This window comes from Pseudomonas fuscovaginae SE-1, from assembly GCF_000364705.1.
GTDB lineage: Bacteria > Pseudomonadota > Gammaproteobacteria > Pseudomonadales > Pseudomonadaceae > Aquipseudomonas > Aquipseudomonas fuscovaginae_A.
In genome coordinates, this window is the sequence record NZ_AQOH01000287.1 from 1 (window position 1) to 19,666 (window position 19,666).

The 19,666-nt window shown below is 64.1% G+C and carries 14 protein-coding genes and 2 pseudogenes; 7 read left to right on the top strand and 9 right to left on the bottom strand.

Features of this window, described 5'->3' with window-relative positions; genetic code table 11:
• The 4 genes and pseudogenes from K675_RS0122905 to K675_RS0122920 form a co-directional block, all read right to left on the bottom strand.
• Nucleotides 1-1,474 (bottom strand): cryptochrome/photolyase family protein (locus tag K675_RS0122905; protein ID WP_017905799.1); only part of this gene is annotated, 1,474 nt, incomplete at its 3' end.
• Nucleotides 1,475-1,482: 8 nt separating this feature from the next.
• Entirely contained in the window at nt 1,483-1,788 is a 306-nt protein-coding gene (locus K675_RS0122910; RefSeq protein WP_017905800.1) for a DUF6482 family protein, read from the bottom strand.
• A pseudogene (locus K675_RS32785) lies at nt 1,785-1,898 on the bottom strand (DUF3833 family protein); the annotation flags it as partial. The gene K675_RS0122910 and the pseudogene K675_RS32785, both read right to left, overlap by 4 nt.
• A 7-nt stretch (nt 1,899-1,905) precedes the next feature.
• Nucleotides 1,906-2,445 carry a chalcone isomerase family protein gene (locus K675_RS0122920; protein WP_017905802.1) on the bottom strand — a complete coding sequence of 180 codons (540 nt, stop codon included), beginning with the start codon at nt 2,443-2,445 and terminating at the stop codon, nt 1,906-1,908.
• Nucleotides 2,446-2,716: 271 nt separating this feature from the next.
• Here K675_RS0122920 and K675_RS0122925 point away from each other — a divergent pair, with 271 nt between their 5' ends.
• Nucleotides 2,717-5,134, top strand: coding sequence for a glucose/quinate/shikimate family membrane-bound PQQ-dependent dehydrogenase (locus tag K675_RS0122925; RefSeq protein ID WP_017905803.1), 2,418 nt, complete (start codon nt 2,717-2,719; stop codon nt 5,132-5,134).
• A 169-nt stretch (nt 5,135-5,303) separates the two neighbouring features.
• A complete protein-coding gene (locus tag K675_RS0122930; RefSeq protein ID WP_017905804.1) occupies nt 5,304-6,824 on the top strand; it encodes an MFS transporter in 1,521 nt (506 codons plus the stop codon).
• 4 nt (nt 6,825-6,828) lie between these two features.
• Here K675_RS0122930 and K675_RS0122935 read toward each other — a convergent pair whose 3' ends face one another.
• Entirely contained in the window at nt 6,829-7,347 is a 519-nt protein-coding gene (locus tag K675_RS0122935; protein WP_017905805.1) for an SgcJ/EcaC family oxidoreductase, read from the bottom strand.
• Between the two features lie 175 nt (nt 7,348-7,522).
• Between K675_RS0122935 and K675_RS0122940 the strand changes: the two genes are divergently transcribed.
• From K675_RS0122940 to K675_RS0122955, 4 genes are read left to right on the top strand one after another with little or no spacing between them, the layout of a single operon-like run.
• A complete protein-coding gene (locus K675_RS0122940) occupies nt 7,523-8,707 on the top strand; it encodes a sensor histidine kinase (RefSeq protein ID WP_017905806.1) in 1,185 nt (394 codons plus the stop codon).
• Complete coding sequence (locus K675_RS0122945) at nt 8,704-9,357, top strand: response regulator (RefSeq protein ID WP_017905807.1); 654 nt, start codon at nt 8,704-8,706, stop codon at nt 9,355-9,357. Before K675_RS0122940 ends, K675_RS0122945 begins: the two co-directional genes overlap by 4 nt.
• On the top strand, nt 9,354-11,681 hold the full coding sequence (locus K675_RS0122950) for an ATP-binding protein (protein ID WP_017905808.1): 2,328 nt from the start codon (nt 9,354-9,356) through the stop codon (nt 11,679-11,681). The genes K675_RS0122945 and K675_RS0122950 overlap by 4 nt, the downstream gene beginning before the upstream one ends.
• The gene (locus K675_RS0122955) at nt 11,678-12,121 is read left to right on the top strand and encodes a response regulator (protein ID WP_017905809.1); all 444 of its coding nucleotides are present in this window, start codon (nt 11,678-11,680) and stop codon (nt 12,119-12,121) included. The genes K675_RS0122950 and K675_RS0122955 overlap by 4 nt, the downstream gene beginning before the upstream one ends.
• A 17-nt stretch (nt 12,122-12,138) precedes the next feature.
• Here K675_RS0122955 and K675_RS0122960 read toward each other — a convergent pair whose 3' ends face one another.
• The 4 genes and pseudogenes from K675_RS0122960 to K675_RS34250 all read right to left on the bottom strand — a co-directional run.
• On the bottom strand, nt 12,139-13,494 hold the full coding sequence (locus K675_RS0122960; protein WP_017905810.1) for a methyl-accepting chemotaxis protein: 1,356 nt from the start codon (nt 13,492-13,494) through the stop codon (nt 12,139-12,141).
• Between the two features lie 242 nt (nt 13,495-13,736).
• Complete coding sequence (locus K675_RS0122970; protein WP_017905812.1) at nt 13,737-15,863, bottom strand: TonB-dependent siderophore receptor; 2,127 nt, start codon at nt 15,861-15,863, stop codon at nt 13,737-13,739.
• A gap of 163 nt (nt 15,864-16,026) precedes the next feature.
• Nucleotides 16,027-16,893: a methyl-accepting chemotaxis protein gene (locus K675_RS34245; RefSeq protein WP_420066346.1), complete on the bottom strand. Its 867-nt coding sequence runs from the start codon at nt 16,891-16,893 to the stop codon at nt 16,027-16,029.
• Nucleotides 16,885-17,988 (bottom strand): annotated as a pseudogene (locus K675_RS34250) (nitrate- and nitrite sensing domain-containing protein); the annotation flags it as partial. The gene K675_RS34245 and the pseudogene K675_RS34250, both read right to left, overlap by 9 nt.
• A 419-nt stretch (nt 17,989-18,407) precedes the next feature.
• Here K675_RS34250 and mexE point away from each other — a divergent pair.
• Nucleotides 18,408-19,664: a multidrug efflux RND transporter periplasmic adaptor subunit MexE gene (gene mexE, locus K675_RS0122980; protein ID WP_026145464.1), complete on the top strand. Its 1,257-nt coding sequence runs from the start codon at nt 18,408-18,410 to the stop codon at nt 19,662-19,664.
• Nucleotides 19,665-19,666: the final 2 nt, after the last annotated feature.

A 19,666-nucleotide genomic window follows, 5' to 3' on the forward strand; every position in this document is an offset into this window, starting at 1 on the left:
ACAAAGCCTCGCGCCGTGCCTGCGGCATACCGTCGAGGTTGCGGTAGACCAGGGCCAGCCGCGGGTTGGCCACCAGGGGTTGGCGATGGCGGATAAGGAAATGCCAGTACAGCGCATTGAACGGACAGGCATCCTCTTCCACCATCCGCTCGACCTTGTAGTCGCATCGCTGGCAATGGTCGGACATGCGCTGGATGTAGCGGCCACTGGCGCAGTAGGGTTTGGATCCCAGATAGCCGCCGTCGGCATGCATCACCATGCCCAGGGTATTGGGCAGCTCGACCCAGTCGAAGGCGTCCAGGTAGACGGCCAGGTACCATTCACAGATCGCGGCGGGCGCGATACCGGCCAGCAGCGCGAAATTGCCGGTGATCATCAGCCGCTGGATATGGTGGGCGTAGCCCAGCTCCAGGGTCTGGCCGATGACCTGGGCCATGCAGCGCATGCGGGTCTTCCCCGTCCAGTAGAATTCGGGCAATGCACGCGTGTTTCCCAGGTAGTTGAGCCCGGCGTACTCGGGCATGCGTAGCCAATAGATACCCCGCACGTACTCGCGCCAGCCGATCAGTTGACGAATGAAACCCTCGGCGGCGTTCAGCGGTATCCGCCCCTCGCGCCAGGCGCTGTCAACGTCGTCGCACAGCTGGCGGACATCCAGCAGACCGATATTCAAGGCGGCACTGATGCGTGCGTGGAACAGATACGGCTCGCCCTCGGCCATTGCATCCTGGTAGTCACCGAAGGCCGCCAGGCCGAACTCGAGGAAATACCGCCACAGTTCCCGGGCCTGCTCATGGGTCACCGGATAATCGAAGGCGTCGAGCGTGCCGTAATGCTCGGGGAAACGCCCGCGGACCAGATCCAGCACAGCGGCGGTGGTCGCGTCCCGGGCAAAGTGCGCCGGGAAAGGCCCACGCAGCCCCTTCGGCAACGGTTTGCGGTTGTCGCTGTCGAAGTTCCAGGCGCCGCCCACCGGGCTGCCATCGGGTTCCAGCAGCAGGTTGCAGCGCTTGCGCATGCCCCGGTAGAAGTGCTCCATGCGCAACTGCCTGCGGCCGGCGGCCCAGCGCGCGAAGGCTTGCCGGGAACAGAGGAAGCGCGTGTCGCGGTGCCAGGTCAGTGGCAGTCCGGCGTCGCGCAGAGCCTGTTCCAGGCGCCATTCGCCACACTCGGTCACATGCAGCTCACCCGCCCCCAGCTCGGCCTGCCAGCGGCGCAGCTCACCGGCAATGCTGCCGCTGTTGCCCGGGTCGTCCAACCGCACATACTGCACGCGCCAACCCCGGTCACGCAGGGCCTGGGCAAAATGGCGCATGGCGCTGAAGATCAGCACGATCTTTTGCGGATGATGCGGCACATAACGGGCCTCACCGTCGACCTCGGTCATCAGCAAGGTGTCACGTGCCGGATCCAGCGCGCGCAGCAGCGCCAGGTCGAACGACAGTTGGTCGCCCAACACCAGGCCCAGTCGCATCGCTGGCACTACCACTGGCTCGCCAGTGTCACCGGCACCCGCAACGGTTCGATCGGGCCGCTGCGCTGCCCGCACATCTCATCGTGCACTACGTGCTGCACCAGGGTGCAGCGCAGCGGCGGCACATCGGCGAGCAATTGTCGCAGCTCGGTGGTCGAGCGCAGGTGCAGCGCCTGGCCTCGCCCGTCGCACAAGGTCCGTGGCCCGCTGCTGGTCAGGGCGCGCAGCACGTAGAAGCCACCTTCGAGCGACAGCAGTTCCAGTTCATTGATGGAACCGGCGGCAGCCAGTTCAGTGAGGTGTTGCAGGTTCATGGCGTGCCCTCCGGCAGACGGCGGAAGAACAAGGTGACCTGACCGTTCTTCACACCGGGTTTGCTCATGTTCGAGCGGTTGATGAGGGTGTCGTCATCCATGCGGTCCATCTCCTCCTCATGGCTTCCCGGCCAGACCGAGCAGTCTCTGGCGGAGTTGTGGATCGCGGGTCCGCGGGTCGAGCCAAATGGCGAAGAACGCCCGGGCGAAGGCCGGATCGGCGATCTCGCGACTCAGTTGCCCATCGACATAGAAGCGACAGCCGCGACCCGGCAGGTACAAGCCGGTGATTCGCGTGCCCGGGTGCACATCGACGAAGGCCTCCCGCATCGCCTTCGTCCAGCGCTCCTTGGTGTCTGGCGCCAAGGGCCGGTCGGAAAGCCGTTGAATCTCGTCCAGGCTGGCCTGGACAAGGGTGGTTCGGGACAAGGCACGGTGATAGATCAGTTCCAGGGCAAAAGGCTGTTGCCAATCCTGCACCGCGCCGGCACTCCAGAGACGGGCGGTGTAAAGCCGCAGGCCGAACCAACTGAACTCTGCCGTACCTATCAGGCGGGTACCGTCCAGGGGGGAGCGGTCCTGCGACCACGCCGGTGGTGTCAATGTGATCAGCGCACTGAGGGCGAGCAGTTTGAACGCCGAGGGTCTGCGTGCCATGGGCGGGACACCGGAAGCGACAAATATTGTACAAGAATATATTAATGTACAAAGTTTGTATAAGTTTCTGGAGGATTACCCGTCTCCATTTCCTGAGTGTTCTGCAAGAAAACTCAGCAGGACGCCCCGGCACTCGCAAAAACCAGAGCTAATCTGCCTTTGTCAAGGCCAACTCTTGTGAAAATTTGTCGCATTACCTCAAATTAACTGTTTAGTTAATTAGCAGGCTAAGGGTATAGTCCCCCGCATCTACACAGCGAGACGTTCTTGTATGACACAACCCCCTCGGGCCCGCGGCCTCAGCAGATTCATCCTAACCGGCCTGGGCGTCATCATCGCCCTGCTCGGCCTTGCCCTGGCCGCAGGCGGCGTGCGCCTGGTCACCCTGGGTGGCAGTTGGTACTTCCTGATCGGCGGCCTGGCCATGGCCATCGCCGGGCTCCTGATCGCCCGCCGCAAGCCGGGCGGCGCCTGGCTGTTCGCCGCGTTCCTGATCGGCACCGTGATCTGGGCTCTGTTGGACACCGACCGCAGCTTCTGGCCGATGTTCTCCCGCCTGTTCATGTTCAGTGTCATAGGCCTGGTGGTCGCGCTGGTCTATCCGACCCTGCTGCGCGCTGCCGGCCGTACCGCCGGACGTGGCGCCTACGGCCTGGCCGCGGTGCTGGCGATCGCACTGGTCTGGGCGGTGGGCAACATGTTCGTCGCTCACCCCACCGTACCGGCCACCGGTAACGGCCCGGCCCTGACACCGGTCGACCCGGCCAGGGCGCAAAAGGATTGGGCTCATTACGGCAACACCGAGGGTGGCAGCCGCTTCGCCGCGCTGGACCAGATCAACCGTTCCAATATCAACCAGTTGCAGGTGGCCTGGACCTACCACACCGGTGACGTGGCGATCAGCGACGGCAACGGTGCCGAAGACCAGCTGACCCCGCTGCAGGTCGGCGACAAGGTGTTCATCTGCACGCCGCACAACAACCTGATCGCGCTGGATGCCGACACCGGCAAGCAGCTCTGGAAGAACGCAATCAACGCCCAGACCAAGGTCTGGCAGCGTTGCCGCGGCATGGCCTATTTCGATGCGACCCAGCCACTGGTCCAGCCGACCCAGCCCAACAGCGTGCCGGTGATCGCCGCCAGCGTGCCGGCCGGTGCCAACTGCCAGCGTCGTATCCTGACCAACACCATCGATGCCCGCCTGATCGCGGTCGACGCCGACACCGGGGCCTTCTGCGAGAGCTTCGGCAACCAGGGTCAGGTCGACCTGAAAGCCGGTCTCGGTGACGTACCGGACTCCTACTACCAACTGTCGTCCGCGCCGTTGATGGCCGGTACCACCGTGGTGGTCGGCGGCCGTGTCGCCGATAATGTCCAGACCGACATGCCGGGCGGCGTGATCCGTGGTTTCGACGTGATCACCGGCGCCATGCGCTGGGCGTTCGACCCGGGCAACCCGCGGGACAGGCAGGCGCCCGCCGAAGGCAAGACCTACGTGCGCAGCACCCCGAACAGTTGGGCGCCGATGTCCTACGACCCGGCGATGAACACCGTGTTCCTGCCGATGGGCAGCTCTTCCACCGACATCTATGGTGTCGAGCGCACCGTGCTGAACCACAAGTACGGCGCCTCGGTCGTCGCCCTGGACGCCAGCACCGGCGCCGAGAAGTGGGTCTTCCAGACCGTGCACAACGACCTCTGGGACTTCGACCTGCCGATGCAACCGAGCCTGATCGACTTCACCCGGGATGACGGCAAGCAGGTCCCGGCCGTGGTCATCGGCACCAAGGCCGGGCAGATCTACGTGCTCGACCGCGCCACCGGCAAGCCGCTGACCCAGGTCGAGGAAGTGCCGGTCAAGGCCGCCGACATCCCCAACGAGCCCTACTCGCCGACCCAGCCGAAATCGGTCGGCATGCCGCAGATCGGGGCGCAGACCCTCACCGAATCGGACATGTGGGGGGCGACCCCGTTCGACCAGTTGCTGTGCCGTATCGACTTCAAGAAGATGCGTTATGACGGCCTCTACACCGCACCCGGCACCGACCTGTCGCTGAGCTTCCCCGGTTCCCTGGGCGGCATGAACTGGGGCAGCCTGTCCACCGACCCGGTGAACGGCTTCATCTTCGTCAACGACATGCGCCTGGGCCTGTGGATCCAGATGATTCCTTCGGCCAACAAGGGCGCCGCCGCAGGCGGTGGAGAAGCGCTGAACACCGGCATGGGCGCGGTGCCGCTCAAGGGCACGCCCTATGCGGTGAACAAGAACCGCTTCCTGTCGGTCGCCGGCATTCCATGCCAGGCTCCGCCTTATGGCACCCTGACCGCCATCGACATGAAGACCCGCCAGATCGCCTGGCAGGTGCCGGTCGGCACCGTCGAAGACACCGGCCCGCTGGGCGTCCGCATGCACCTGCCGCTGCCGATCGGCCTGCCGACCCTTGGTGGCACCCTGGCGACCCAGGGCGGCCTGGTGTTCATCGCCGGGACCCAGGACTTCTACCTGCGCGCCTTCGACAGTGGCAACGGCAAGGAAATCTGGAAATCGCGCCTGCCCGTCGGCAGCCAGGGCGGCCCGATGACCTACGTATCGCCGAAGACCGGCAAGCAGTACGTGGTGATCACCGCCGGCGGCGCGCGGCAATCGCCCGATCGTGGAGACTACGTGATGGCGTACGCCCTGCCGTGATCCTGGGGCCCACCGATGGGTGGGCCCCCATTCGCCTGACGGGGCTGCCTGCAACGAGCCCCGTTCGGCATCCATGTCCGGAAGGACACAAAGCTTCACAATCCCTCACATTCCTCTCGACCGTTGCAAGGCACACTGGGCCTTCCCGCCATGATCGCATCGAGTGCCCATGCCTGTTTCCCCTTCCTCAGCCAAACGATGGCTGATCCTGTTCGCCGTGATGCTGGCCTTCCTGCCGGTGGTGATCGACATGACGATCCTGCACATCGCCATTCCACCACTGACCCTGGCGCTGGGCGCCTCCGGGACCGAAGTGCTGTGGATCATCGATATCTATCCGCTGCTGATGGCCGGCCTGCTGGTGCCCATGGGCAGCCTGGCCGACCGGATCGGCAACCGGCGTATCCTGCTGACGGGCTTGCTGGTGTTCGGGATCGCGTCCCTGCTGGCGGCCTTTGCCCCGAGCCCGGCCCTGCTGATTGGTGCCCGCGTGCTGCTCGCCCTCGGCGGGTCGATGATCATGCCTTGCGTGCTGGGCATCATTCGCAGGACCTTCGAGGATGAAAGGGAACGGGCGATGGCCCTGGGGCTTTGGGGCACCGTTGGCGCCGCAGGTGCGGCGGTCGGGCCGCTGATCGGCGGTGTGCTGCTGGAGCACTTCTGGTGGGGCGCGGTGTTCCTGATCAACGTGCCGGTGGTGCTGGTCGTGCTGCTGTTCGCCTTCGTGCTGTTGCCCCGTCGCGAGATCACCACGCCCGGCCATTGGGCTTGTGGTCAGGCGCTGGTATTGATCGCCGGCATCATTGCGCTGGTGTACGGCATCAAAGCCGGGGTCGGGGCCGCTCAGCCGCTTGTGTTCACCCTACCGATCCTGGCTTTCGGCGTGGTGTCGCTGACCCTGTTCGCCCGCCTGCAATTGCGGGCCGAGAGCCCGATGCTGGACCTGTCGCTGTTTTCCCACCCGGCGATCCTGGCGGGCATGATCATGGCCCTGGTCGCCTGTGGTGCACTGGCCGGCGTGGAGCTGACCCTGGCCCAGGAACTGCAGTACGTGCTGGACAAGACGCCCTTGCAGGCCGGGGTCTTCATGATTCCGATCATGACGGCGGCCGCGGTCGGCGGCCCCTGCGCCGGCCACCTGACCAACCGGTTCGGCCTGCGCCTGGTGGCGTGCCTGTCGCTGGCGGTTTCGGCCCTGATCCTTGCCCTGCTGGCCCATGCCGACTTCCATCACCCCGGTGTGTGGGTGCCAGCCTTGCTGGCGGGGCTGGGCCTGGCATTGAGTATCGGCCTGACCGCCTCCTCCATCGCCATCATGGGGTCGGTGGACGCCAGCAAGGGCGGTGCGGCGGGATCGCTGGAGGCGACGGGCTATGAGCTGGGCAGCGGACTGGGGATCACCTTTTTCGGTGTGTTCATGTCCAACGTGTTCGGGCGCACGCTCCAAGTGCCGCCTGACCTGGCCCAACCGCTGGCGACCCAGGCCAGCCGCTCCATCGGCGACGCTCATGTCGTGGCACAGCAGTTGGAGGCAAGCCAGGCGAGCGCGCTGATCGAGGCGGCGAAAGCGGCCTTCTCGACCACGCACTCGGTGCTGCTGACTACCTCGGCCGTGCTGATCGGCCTGTTGGCGGTCGCCGTGTTCTTCATGCTCGCCAGCCATGCTCCCAGGGACATGTCCGCCCCTTAGGGGATCATTTGGCGGCGTGCCTGGCCTGCGCTTCCGGCATCGCCGAGGAGTGGTGGTTGAGAATCTTCCACTGGCCGTTCAGTTGCTCGTAGACAAAGGTGTAGCGGGCCTGGACCTGGCGGCTCGAACCGTCGGTCCCGGTCAGGGTGAAGGTGTACACGCCGCTGTCGATGGCCACGTCGTTGCCCAGACGATGGATGTCGCGGTAGTTGATCTGCCCGACCGGCTTGAGCGCCAGGAAGTGGTCGAAGTAGTCCTTGATCTGTGCCGGCGTGGTGCGCACCTGATTGGACACCGTCGGCTGCAGCATGGCGTCCGGCGCATACAGATCCACTACCGCCTGGGCGTTGCCGGTCTTCAGCGCCGCGTTCCAGCGATCGAACAGGCCGGCGATCTCGCGGTCCTTCTGGTTTGCCGGCTGCACGGCGACATCGTTGTAGACATAGGGGCTCGTCTGCGCGGCCTGGGCGAACGGGGTGCCGAGGGCCGCCAGCAGTACCAGGGCCGAAGTCTTCATTTTCATTGCAATGCTCCAGTGGGGTCCGATGGCAGTACTTTGCCAAGGACCGTCCTGGCCGCCATCGGCCAACCGGAGCCATTTGCCTATGCCATTCGGCAGATAGCCCGGAGCCCGGTTACACGGTTTAATAGCGCCCTCGCCCGCACGGGTACGCCTCTCGACGCGTCGGAGCCCGACCATGCCAAACCTGCCTCATGATCCGGGCAGCGCCCTCGCCATCCGCACCCAGTACCGGCAGTCTCAGAGTCGCGCGGCGCGCCTGCGTCTGCTGGTCGACACCGGCCAGGAACTGACCCGGCTGTCCCCGGCGCTCATGCGTGAGCGCGTGCTTGCCCGCGCCTGTGCGTTTCTCGCCATGGACCACGGGGTTCTGCTGGAGCATGACGCCGATGGCCGGGTCGACAGAACTGCCAGCCTGGGCAGCCCGGAGCGCCTCGCCAGCCTGGACGGGCGGATCGACGCGTCGCTGCAAGGCCCCTGCTGGCGGGAACAACCGGGTGCGCTGTTGTCCCAGGTGCTGCGGATACCGCTGCGTGGCGGCGACGACCGGAGCTTCGGAACCCTGGTGCTTGCCAACAGCACCCCTATCACCGCACCGGACAACGAAGACCTCGAATCCCTGCAACTGCTCGCCACACTGCTGGCCGCACACCTGGAGAACGAGCGCCTGCTGCGTACGCTGATCGTTCGCGATCGTACCCTGTCGGACCTGGTCAGCCGGTTGTTCCGGGCCCAGGAGGACGAGCGCAAGCGCGTGGCCTATGACCTGCACGACGGCCTGGCGCAGACCCTGGCCGGCCTGCACCAGCGCCTGCAGGGATTTGCCGGCCGTTGCCCCACACTGCCGCAGCCGCTGGACGCCGATCTGCAGGCAATTCTCCACCTGGCCCAGCATTGCGTGGTCGAGGGACGGCAACTGATCGCCGGCCTGCGCCCCACCGTGCTCGACGATTTCGGCCTGCTGACCGCACTCGACAAGGAAGCCGACCGCCTGCGCGACGCTGGCCTCCAGGTACAGTGGATGGCTCGCGGCCAGGCCCGCCTGCCCAGCGCCGTGGAAATCGCCCTGTTCCGGATCGCCCAGGAAGGCATCAACAACATTCTCAAGCATGCCCGGGCCAGCCGGGTGCAATTGGCTCTGGAGCTTTGCGGGGGGCAGGCCGTGCTGCGAGTCGCCGACAACGGCAAGGGCTTCGCCCCGGTTCAGCCGCTCGTGACCCACGACGCCCGTCACCTGGGGCTGGCGACGATGCAGGAGCGCGCCAGCCTGCTCGGAGGAACATTCACCTGCATCAGCACGCCACGGCACGGTACGCAACTGTCGATCAGTGTGCCGTGCATTCTGGAGGAAACCGCTCAATGACAGCCGTCCTGCGCCTGGTCCTGGCCGACGACCATGAGGTCACCCGCACCGGCTTCGTCGCCCTGCTCGCCGGCCATCCGCAATTCGAGGTGGTCGGCCAGGCCTGTGATGGCCAGCAGGCCGTGGAGCTGTGCGAGCGGCTGCAACCCGACATCGCCATCCTCGATATCCGCATGCCGGTGCTCAACGGCCTCGGCGCGGCGCGACTCCTGCGACAGAAACAGCCGGCGCTGAAAGTGGTGATCTTCACCATGGACGACAGCCCGGACCATCTGGAAGCGGCCATGCAGGCCGGTGCCGTGGGCTATCTGCTCAAGGACGCGCGCCGTGATGAAGTGATCGATGCACTGCAACGCGTCGCGCGTGGTGAGGAAGTGCTGAACAGCGCGGTCAGCGCCCGTCTGTTGCGGCGCATGACCGAACGCCACGGCCAGGGCGCGGCGGCCAGTGAAAACCTGACGGCCCGCGAGCGCCAGGTGCTCGGACTGGTGGCCGATGGCCTGAGCAATCGTGAAATCGGCGAAAGGCTGGGTATCACCACCGGAACCGCCAAGGCCCATGTCGAGCGGGTCATCGGCAAACTCGGGGCATCGGACCGTACCCAGGCGGCCGTACGCGGCATCGCCCTGGGCCTGGTGACCCAACCATGAGGCTGTTCTCCGCCCGGCGCTGGATCGACCTGCCGCTACGGGGCAAGGCGCTGGTGGCGATCTCCCTGCCGCTGGTGATCCTGCTGATGTCGCTGGTGCTGATCTACATTACCGAACGTCAGACCGCCCACGCCGAGGAGGACGTACGCCGGGTGCTGCGGGTGCAGGGCGATATCCAGACCGTGCATACCCTGCTCGCCGAGGCGGCCGCCAGCGTGCGCGGCTACCTGTTGACCGGACGCGAGGACTTCCTGCCGGGCTACCTGAAAGCCCGGCCGCTGATCGACGACGCCCTGCGACGGCTGAACCGCAACGTACGCGATGAACGGGTGCGCCGGCACCTGGAAGCCATCGAGCCGCTGATCGACAGCAAGGTGGCGGGCCTCGAGGAAATGCTCGCCGAGCACCGCGCCAACCCGGCGGCGATCACGCCGATCCTGATCAGCAACAAGCACATCCTCGACGAGCTGCGCGAGCATATCGGCACCATCCTCACCCTGGAGGACACCCTGCTGGCCGAGCGTACCGCCGCGGCGGTCGCGACCCGCCAGCGACTGCTGCTGTCGACGCTGCTGGCGGCCTTCTGCGGCCTGTTCGGCGCCATCGTCGCGGTGCTGTTCCTGTCCAGGGGCATCGTCGCCCGGGTGCAGCAGGTCAAGGGCAATGCGCAGCGCCTGGCACTCGGTCAGCCGCTGCAGCCGCAACCGCCGGAAAACGATGAAATCGGTCAGCTCGGCACGCGCCTGGTGGAAGCCGGGTTGCTGCTCGCCGAACGTGAACGGGCCCTGCGCGACAACGAAGAGCGCCTGCGGCTGATCATCGACGGCGTCAAGGACTACGGCATCTTCGCCCTCGACACCCAGGGTTTCGTCACCAGCTGGAACGCCGGCGCCGAGCGGATCAAGGGCTACACCGAACAGGAAATCATCGGCCGGCACTTCTCGCTGTTCTACCTGCCCGCGGAATGCCCGGAGCATCCCGAGCACGCGCTGCGCGAGGCGACCCGCGACGGGCACTACATGGAAGAGGCCTGGCGGATCCGCAAGAATGGCAGCCGCTTCTGGGCCAGCGTGGTGATCACCGCCCAATACGACAGCCGCGGCGCACTGCGGGGCTTTTCCAAGATCACCCGTGACATCACCGACCGCCGCGCTGCCGAAATCGCCCTGCGCACCGCTCGCGAGGAAGCCGAGCGCGCCAGCCGCGCCAAGAGCGAGTTTTTGTCGCGAATGAGCCATGAGTTGCGTACCCCGCTCAACTCGATCCTGGGCTTTGCGCAACTGCTGGAAATGGACGCTCAGCCGGGACAGCAGGCCAATGTCGGGCACATTCTGCGCGGCGGCCGGCACTTGCTGGGGCTGATCAACGAAGTGCTGGATATCGCCCGCATCGAAGCCGGGCACTTGCAGTTGAACCTCGAGCCCGTGCCCCTGGCACCGGCCCTGCAGGAGGCCCTGGCGCTGGTCTCGCCCATGACCGCGAGTGCCGGCATCCACCTGCTGCCGCTGCCCTGCCTGCCGATGGACTGCGGCATCGTCGCCGATCGCCAGCGCCTGACCCAGGTGCTGCTCAACCTGTTGTCCAATGCCATCAAGTACAACCGGCCCCAGGGCCAGGTTGGCGTGGAAGTTTCGGTCGATCAGCAACGCGTCGCCGTGTCGGTCATCGACACCGGTAAAGGCATTGCCGCCGAGCGCCTGGAACAACTGTTCAAACCCTTCGAGCGCCTGGATATCGATCCGAACATCGAGGGCAGCGGCCTGGGCCTGGCCCTGAGCAAAAACCTGCTGGAAATGATGCAAGGCCGCCTGACGGTGCAAAGCCGGCCCGACCAGGGTTCCAGATTCACCCTCGAACTGCCGTTCGCACGCCTGCAGAAGCCCCCGGAGCCCGGTGCCGCAACCATCGAGCAGCCGTCCCAGCCCCCTGCTTCCATCCCCCCGGGCAGGCATGGCCAGGTGCTGTACATCGAGGATCATCTCGCCAGCCTGGCACTGATCGAGACGCTGCTGCAGCGCCGCCCGGGCATTCGGCTGCTGTCGAGCATGCAGGGGCAACTGGGGCTCGACCTGGCCGCGCAGCATGCACCGCAACTGATTCTGCTGGACGCCAACCTGCCGGACATGGACGGCTTGGCGATACTGCACCAGTTGCGTGAGTCGCCCAGCACCCGCTCGACACCGGTGCTGGTGATGACCGCGGACGCCAGCGAGGCGACCCGCCAGGCCCTGTGCGAAGCCGGTGCCACGGCGGTGCTGGGCAAGCCGATCCACATTCCCTCGTTCCTCGCCCATCTCGACCAGCATCTAGCGGAGCCCATGTGAACAACGACCTGCGTATCCTGATCATCGACGATCAACGGCCCAACCTCGACCTGATGGAACAACTGCTGGTGCGCGAGGGCCTGAGCAACGTCCTGAGCAGCACCGAGCCGTTGCGGACCCTGGACCTGTTCAACAGTTTCGAGCCGGACCTGGTGATCCTTGACCTGCACATGCCGGAGTTCGACGGATTCGCCATCCTGGAGCAACTGAACCGGCGCATTCCCGTGGCGGAGTACCTGCCCATCCTGGTACTGACCGCCGATGCGACCCGCGACACCCGCCTGCGGGCCCTGGCGCTGGGAGCCAAGGACTTCATCAGCAAGCCCCTGGATGCCGTGGAAACCATGTTGCGGGTATGGAACCTGCTGGAGACGCGTGCGTTGTACAAGACCTTGCGCACGCTGGTACCGGCAGACCAGATCGAGCTGTTGCGCCAGTAGAGCTGACGCGTCAGCCCCTATCCAACCCAGCCCACCGCCGTCTTGGGAATGATGTCGGACTCCTCCAGCTTGGACGCGAACATGCTCACCGCCTCCACCGCATCGCTGGTACCACTGCGGATCTGCAGGATCACCGAGCCGGCCTGGTCGGCCAGGGTGACGCCACGTTGCGCGCCTTCCTGGGTGACGTGCATGCTGGCCACCGCATCGCGGGTTTCGGCGAGGATCTTGCCGATCACTTCGGCGATCTCGGTGGTCGAGCGGCTGGTGCGCCCGGCCAATTGCCTCACCTCATCCGCCACGACGGCGAAGCCCCGTCCCTGATCGCCCGCCCGTGCCGCCTCGATGGCGGCGTTGAGGGCCAGCAGGTTGGTCTGCTCGGCGATGCCGCGGATGGTGTTGACGATCGCCGTGATTTCCTCGGAACGTCCGCCCAGTTGTCCGACCAGGCGCGACGAATTGCCGATGTTGTCGGCGATCAGGCGCATCTCCTTGGCCGTCTGCTGGATGACCTGCTCGCCCTGCTCCGCGACGCGCTCGGTTTCGGCGGAAATATGGTAGGCCCGCGCCGCGCCGAGGGAGTCGGCCTCGAACTTCTCGACGCGCTCGGTGATGTCGCTGGCGAACTTGACGATCTTGCTCAATTTGCCGGCGGCATCGAACACCGGATTGTAGGTAGCCTCCAGCCAGACGGTCCTGCCGTGCTTGCCGATGCGCTTGAACTGTCCGCTGAAGAACTCGCCGGCGTTGAGCCGGCGCCAGAAGTCGCTGTACTCGCTGCTGTTGACCAGGCCGGGCTCGCAAAACAGCCGGTGATGCTTGCCCTTGAGGTCAGCCAGGGCGTAACCCATGGTGCTGAGGAAGTTGTCATTGGCCCAGAGGATATTGCCACTCAGGTCGAATTCGATCACCGCCATCGCCCGGTCGAGTGCCGCCAGCTTGGCCCGGGTATCAGCCTCCCTGACCACCTGGCCGGTGACATCGAGGGCGTACTTGACCACCTTGCAGACCTGGCCCTGCTCGTCCAGCACCGGGTTGTAGCTGGCCTCCAGCCAGACGTTCTGGCCCTGGGCGTTGACACGCTTGAACGTGCCGGAGACGAAGTTCCCGGAACGCAGTTGGGCCCAGAAGTCGCTGTACTCGCGGCTACGCACCAGTTCGGGGTCGCAGAAGTCCTTGTGGGACTTGCCAGGCAGTTGGTCTGCACGGTAGCCCATGGTTTTCGAGAAATTCTCGTTGGCGCGGATGACCTTGCCATCCAGGCTGAACTCCACCACCGCCATCGAGCGATCGAGTGCGGCCACCAGTCCCTTGTAGTTCTCCATTTCGGCCGTCCTGGCCGCCAGTTCATCTTTGAGTTTTTTGTTGAACATGACACACCTCGGCAAAGGACGGACGCTTAAACGGTTATCGGCCGACAAGGGAATGGCTTAAGGCCACTTGAGAGAATAGAGGATGTTCCCGATTCGGGAGCCGAGGATGGAGGACTGGGGCTGGGGGGAGGCGGCGGGCGTATTCGCGAGCAAGCCCTGCTCCTACAGGGCTGCGTCGTACACAGAACTCAGCTACGACACCACTTGGTAGGAGCAGGGCTCGCCCGCGAAGCTTTGTGCGCTTAAAGCGTGTAGGAAACGCCAACCTGGACGGTTCGCGGTGCGCCTGGATAGGCATAAACGTTACCAAACGCGCCTTCTTCATAGTCGCGATCGAACAGGTTTTTCACATCCAGGTTCAGCCGCACCTTCTCGTTGACCTTGTAGAAGCCGAGCAGGTCGACGACCGTGTAGCTGCCCATGGAAAACGCCGTGGCCGCGGTCTGACCGGCACGCTCGGCAACGTACTTGCCCCCGACGCCCAGACCCAGCCCCTTGAACGCGCCATCCTGGAACTCATAGACGTTAAGCAGGCTGAAGCTGTTGCGCGGGATATTCAGTAACCGGGTTCCCTTCGGAATCGTGTTGTCCTTGGTCACTTCGGCGTCGACGTAGGCATAACCGCCGATCACCCGCCATTCCGGCGTCAGGTTACCAGTCACGTTCAAGTCCAGACCACGACTGCGAACCTCCCCCGCCGCGACACTGAAAGTCGAGTCGACAGGGTCGGTGGTGAGCACATTGCGTTTATCGATCTGATAGATCGCCGCATCAACGCTCAACTGACGATCCAGGGCTTCCCATTTGATGCCCATTTCATAGGACTTGCCCTTCTCCGGATCGAAACCGCCACCCTGGCGACTGGCGCCGCTGTTCGGCTTGAAGGAGCGCGCGGTATCGGCGTACACCGCCAGCGTGTCGGTGAGGTCATAGATCACGCCAAGACGCGGCGTCACGCCGTTTTCATTCTTGGTCCAGCTCTTCACACCTTGCACAAAGGATTCGTAATCATCCTCGAAACGCTCGAAGCGGGCCCCTGCCAGCACCTTCAGCCGCGAGGTCAACGCCACCTGATCCTGCACGAAGGCCGCGTAGGTCTTGAGGTTTTCCTTGTCATGGGTCGGCGTGCGGGTCAGGGCCGGGCGCGCCTGGCCGTAGACCGGATTGAAGATGTCGACCGTGTAGGAATCCACTGCCCCGCTGGAGCGCTGGATAATCGACTTGTAATCGTAATCCTCGTACTCGACGCCGGTCAGCAGTGTGTGCTCCAGACCTCCGGTGGAGAAATGCCCGGTCAGGTTCAACTGGGCGTCCTTGTCCGTCCACTCCAGCTTGCGGTAGTTGAAGTTGCGGCCCAGCGTGCGGCCGTCGGCGCCGATACCATTGGCCTCGACGGCATTACCCTGCAAGGTGCCATCCAGCCACTGGAAACCACCGCCCAACGTCCAGTTCTCATTGAGCAGGTGCTCGAAGCGCAGTTGCGCCATATTGTTGTCGTTGTGCAGCTTGCCGGCATCCTTCTCGCCAAAGAAGGTATCGCGCGACGCCGTGCCGATCTGCTTCGCGTAGTGCGTGACACCACGATCCAGCGGGTGATTGTTACGCATGAAGTCACCCTCGAAGATGATCTTCGTCTCATCGGTGGCCTGCCAGGAAATCACCGGCGTCACGCCATAGCGTTCGGTCTCGACATGATCACGGAAGGTATCGCCGCCCTCGCCGATCACGTTCAACCGATAGGCCAGGCGCCCTTCCTCATCCAGCGGCCCGGAGGCATCCAGGGTGCCGCGCTTCATGCCCTGGTCGTTGAGCTGGCTGCCCAGGGTGACGGTACGCTCGGCCAGCGGCTGCTTGGATACCACGTTGAAGGTACCGCCGGGATCGCCACGACCATACAGCGTGGTGGCCGGACCGCGCAGCACTTCCAGGCGCTCGATGGTATTGGCATCGGGCATGTTCGGATAACCGCGGTTGATCGGGAAACCATTGCGATAGAACTCGCCGGTGGTGAAACCACGCACGGTGAAGGTGGTCAGCCCCTGCCCGCCGAAGTTGTTCGCCCGCCCCACGCCGCCGGCGTAGTCGAGTGCGTCCTGCAGGCGGGTGGCGCCGATATCCTCCACCGCGTCTTGGGTCACCACACTGATCGACTGCGGTGTTTCGTGAATCGCGGTATCGGTGCGCGTCGCACTGGCGGAGCGCGTGGCGCGGTAACCCTTGACCGGCCCCTGCGCCGTTTCGTAGTCCGCGGTACCGACTACGTCGGTGGCCTGCAGCTCCAGGGTGGTCTTTTCCGCAGCGTTCTGCTCCGCCCATACGGACGAGGCGAACGCCTGAAGCACGCAAATCGAAATCAGGGTGCGACGCATTAACAATGAATCCTAGTAAAAGAGCCAAAAGAGAGGGTATAGGCGCCCAAAAAAGCCGGCGCATGGTATACCATGCTATTAGCTTTTGATACTTATTCTCATTAAATACTTTCCAGCGAGGCGATCGTCGCCGACCGCCTCGTCGTCGCACAGGTCGCCGGAATCAGGCGACCTTGAAGCGGCTGACCAACTGCTGTTGATGCTCGGCCAACCGGGCGAGCTCGCGGCTGGTAATGGCGGTCTGCTCGGCACCGGCACTGACTTGAACCACCAGGTCGTTGATCTCGTTGACATTGCGGCTGATGTCTTCGGAAACGGCGCTCTGCTCCTCGGCGGCGGAGGCGATCTGGATGTTGCGGTCGCTGATGCTGGCGACCCCTTCGGAGATCTGCACCAGCAACTCACCCGCCCGCTCGATCCGACTGGCGCCGGCACGGGCCTTGTCCAGGGTTTCCTGCATCGAAGTGCTGGCACGGTCCGAGCCGCCCTGCAGATTGGCGATCATCTGCTGGATACTGCCGGTGGACTCCTGGGTCTTCTGCGCCAGGGTCCGTACTTCCGAGGCCACTACCGCGAAGCCGCGACCATGGTCCCCTGCCCTGGCCGCCTCGATGGCCGCGTTCAGCGCCAGCAGGTTGGTCTGCTCGGCGATGTCGCGAATGACATCGATCACCGAGGAAATCGCATCGCTTTCGTGCTTGAGCTCGCCAATGATCGAAGCGGTTTCTCCGGCCTGAGTCGAGACCTGGCGAATCAGCTCGATGGTGCCTTCGATTTCACCGCGACCCTGGGTGGTGCTGACATTGACCTGCTGCGACAGCTGCGCCGCATCACTGGTGCTGCGGGCAACATCACGCACGGTGGCACTCATCTCGTTGATCGCCGTGGCCACCAACTCGGTGCCCTGGCGTTGCTGCTCGACGCTCTGACTGGTTTGTACCGTGACCTGGGAAGACTCTTCGGCGGCAGTCGCCACCTGCGCGGTGGCACTGCCGATTTCCTGGACGATATCGCGGATTTCCCGGGCCATGCCGTTGAGATTGCGCGAGATCTGCCCGAACTCGTCACGGCCTTCATAGCGGGTCCGGGCGGTAAGGTCACGTTGTGCCAGGCCATCCAGTACACGGTTCACCTCCGCCACCGCCTCATCGATATTGCGAATGATCAGGTAGGACAGCAGCGAAACGGCCAGCAAGGCTGCAATGGCACCGCCGATCGTCAGCCACAACGCCCGGCTGGCGTCATCGCGGCGCTCTGCGGCCAGTGCGCTGACACTCTGCCCCAGCGCTTCCTCGGCGTGGCTCATCAGGTCGATGCGCTGGGTGGCGGTTTCGAACCAGGCCTGTGGCTTGATACCGAGCGGCTGGCCCATCGGAATTTCGAAGCCCAGGCGTTGCAGCCTGGCGACTTCAAGCGCCGCCGGTGCCTGCATCTCCCGATCGAACTGCTGCAGCGAGGCCTCGGGGGCCTTGCGGCGGAAGGCATCGGCATACGCGGCGAACTCGCCGAGATTGCGACTGAAGCTGGACAGCAGGGATTCATCGAAATGGTCCTGATTGAAGACCAGGCCCAATATCACCCGCTCCCGCCCGGCCCGTTCCTTCATCTCGATGAACTGATTGAGCGCGCCGAGGGCATAGACGATCGTTGCGTTGTTTACACGTGCCTCGAGGGATTGCGTATAACCGATCAGCTGTTTGATGGTATCGGTATAACGCTGGCCGGAATCGGTTGCGCTAATTGTCAGTTTATCGACCTGGGCACGAACTTGCGCCAGTGCGTCCAGTGTCTTGAAGACCATGTCGAGGTTTTCACCGGTGGACGCCGACAGCTCGCGAATCGCCCTGACCGAATCGTCGGACTCCTTGCGCATCTGCGCCAGGCGATCGCCCATAGCGGCGCCGCGACTGCCGATGAACACCCCGCTGGCGCCGCGCTCACGCTGCAGCGTGGTGATCAACCGGCTGAGTTTCTGTGCGGTGGCGCTGGCACTCACCGTCGTGTTCATGTCATTGAGGGTCTTGTAGTTATCGACGACGAAAACCCCGGCCAGAATCAGGAAGCCCAACAGCGGCATCATCAGAATCAGCATCAGTTTCATTCGCAGGGGCAGGTTTCTGAACATGTTCCTTCAAGTCTCCAGGTGAGCCGGTAAAGTTGCAGCGCCATGAAGTTCCTTGTTGTTGTTCCCCTGCGCCGGGGCCCATCTTACTCAATAATGGCCAAATGCCGCATTGTTTTTGCATGCAATTCCTATTTGGAAATATTTCCAAACATACCTGGCGCTTCGCTTTATTGACCCGGATCAATAAAGCCCTGGGAATCCCCTTTGAAGCGCCTCGCCACGGGCTTCCTTTGCAGCTGCGGCAAGAGTGAATTGCATTCGGGATTATTGATAGGCAGCTAACGAAAGGCGCATGCTAGAGGGCTGCCTTCATGCTCATATCATTCCGAATGATAGTTACCTTCGCTTCATTCGATTCGTGTGCGATCAGCGGCCAACGCATGATCCGCCCATCTCAACAGATTGGCGGACTCCCCCCCATGGAACAGTCACTTAAACTTTTGCGCTTCCCTCTCGCGGCCCTGGCAGTCGTGGTGATGAGCGCTTGTGGTAAGGCACCGGTGGCGGCAGGCGGCGCGATGCCGGCGGCCAAGGTCAGCGTGGCCAAGGTCATCGAACAACCCGTCAACGAGTGGGATGAGTTCACCGGCCGCCTCGAAGCCCCGGAAACCGTGGAGATCCGTCCGCGCGTCTCCGGTCAGATCGACCAGGTGGCGTTCACCGAAGGCGCACTGGTGAAGAAAGGCGACCTGCTGTTTCAGATCGATCCACGCCCCTACCAGGCCGAAGTCCATCGCCTGGAAGCCCAACTGCAGCAAGCCCGCGCCACGGCCAATCGCACCGCCAACGAAGCCGAACGCGGCAAGCGCCTGCTGGCCAGCAACGCCATTTCCACCGAGCTGGCCGACACCCGTACCAGCACCGCCCAGGAAGCCAAGGCCGCGGTCGACGCGACCCAGGCACAACTGGACCTGGCGCGCCTGAACCTGAGCTTCACCCGCGTCACCGCGCCGATCACCGGCCGCGTCAGCCGCGCGGAAATCACCGCCGGCAACATCGTCACCGCCGATGTCACACCGCTGACCAGCGTGGTCTCCACCGACAAGGTCTACGCCTACTTCGACGCCGACGAGCGGGTCTACCTCAAGTACACCCAGTTGGCTCGCCAGGGCAAACGCGGCCAGACCACTCCGGTCTACCTGGGCCTGTCCAACGAAACCGGCAACCCGCACCTGGGCCAGATGAACTTCGTCGACAACCAGGTCAACCCACGCACCGGTACCATTCGCGGTCGCGCGGTGTTCGACAACAGCGACGGCAGCTTCACCCCAGGCCTGTATGCCCGTCTGAAACTGGTCGGCAGCGGCACCTACGACGCCGTATTGATCAACGACGAAGCGGTCGGCACCGACCTGGGCAAGAAGTTCGTGCTGGTGCTGGATGCCGACAAGAAGACCGCCTACCGCACTGTCGAGCTGGGTCCGAAGATCGAAGGCCTGCGTATTGTGCGCAGCGGCCTGAACAAGGATGACACCATCATCGTCAAGGGTCTGCAGCGCGTGCGCCCTGGTTCACCGGTGGATCCTGAAGTGATCCCGATGGCCAGCAAGGAAACCCTCGCCGCCCTGGCGCAACAACGACAAGCCCTGGAAGCCAGCAACCTGTCCCAGGTCGCCCCGGCCAAGGCCGCGCCGACCCAGGCAAACAAGCTGGCCGCAGCGACTCCACGCGGTTAAGG

Excerpts from the sequence above, each read along its gene's own strand:
- K675_RS0122950 (WP_017905808.1), top strand. The coding sequence starts at position 9,354 with ATGAGGCTGTTCTCCGCCCGGCGCTGGATCGACCTGCCGCTACGGGGC.
- K675_RS34245 (WP_420066346.1), bottom strand. The coding sequence starts at position 16,893 with ATGGCCCGGGAAATCCGCGATATCGTCCAGGAAATCGGCAGTGCCACC.
- K675_RS0122910 (WP_017905800.1), bottom strand. The coding sequence starts at position 1,788 with ATGAACCTGCAACACCTCACTGAACTGGCTGCCGCCGGTTCCATCAAT.
- K675_RS0122945 (WP_017905807.1), top strand. The coding sequence starts at position 8,704 with ATGACAGCCGTCCTGCGCCTGGTCCTGGCCGACGACCATGAGGTCACC.
- K675_RS0122940 (WP_017905806.1), top strand. The coding sequence starts at position 7,523 with ATGCCAAACCTGCCTCATGATCCGGGCAGCGCCCTCGCCATCCGCACC.
- K675_RS0122935 (WP_017905805.1), bottom strand. The coding sequence starts at position 7,347 with ATGAAAATGAAGACTTCGGCCCTGGTACTGCTGGCGGCCCTCGGCACC.
- K675_RS0122920 (WP_017905802.1), bottom strand. The coding sequence starts at position 2,445 with ATGGCACGCAGACCCTCGGCGTTCAAACTGCTCGCCCTCAGTGCGCTG.
- K675_RS0122960 (WP_017905810.1), bottom strand. The coding sequence starts at position 13,494 with ATGTTCAACAAAAAACTCAAAGATGAACTGGCGGCCAGGACGGCCGAA.
- K675_RS0122970 (WP_017905812.1), bottom strand. The coding sequence starts at position 15,863 with ATGCGTCGCACCCTGATTTCGATTTGCGTGCTTCAGGCGTTCGCCTCG.
- mexE (WP_026145464.1), top strand. The coding sequence starts at position 18,408 with ATGGAACAGTCACTTAAACTTTTGCGCTTCCCTCTCGCGGCCCTGGCA.
- K675_RS0122925 (WP_017905803.1), top strand. The coding sequence starts at position 2,717 with ATGACACAACCCCCTCGGGCCCGCGGCCTCAGCAGATTCATCCTAACC.
- K675_RS0122930 (WP_017905804.1), top strand. The coding sequence starts at position 5,304 with ATGCCTGTTTCCCCTTCCTCAGCCAAACGATGGCTGATCCTGTTCGCC.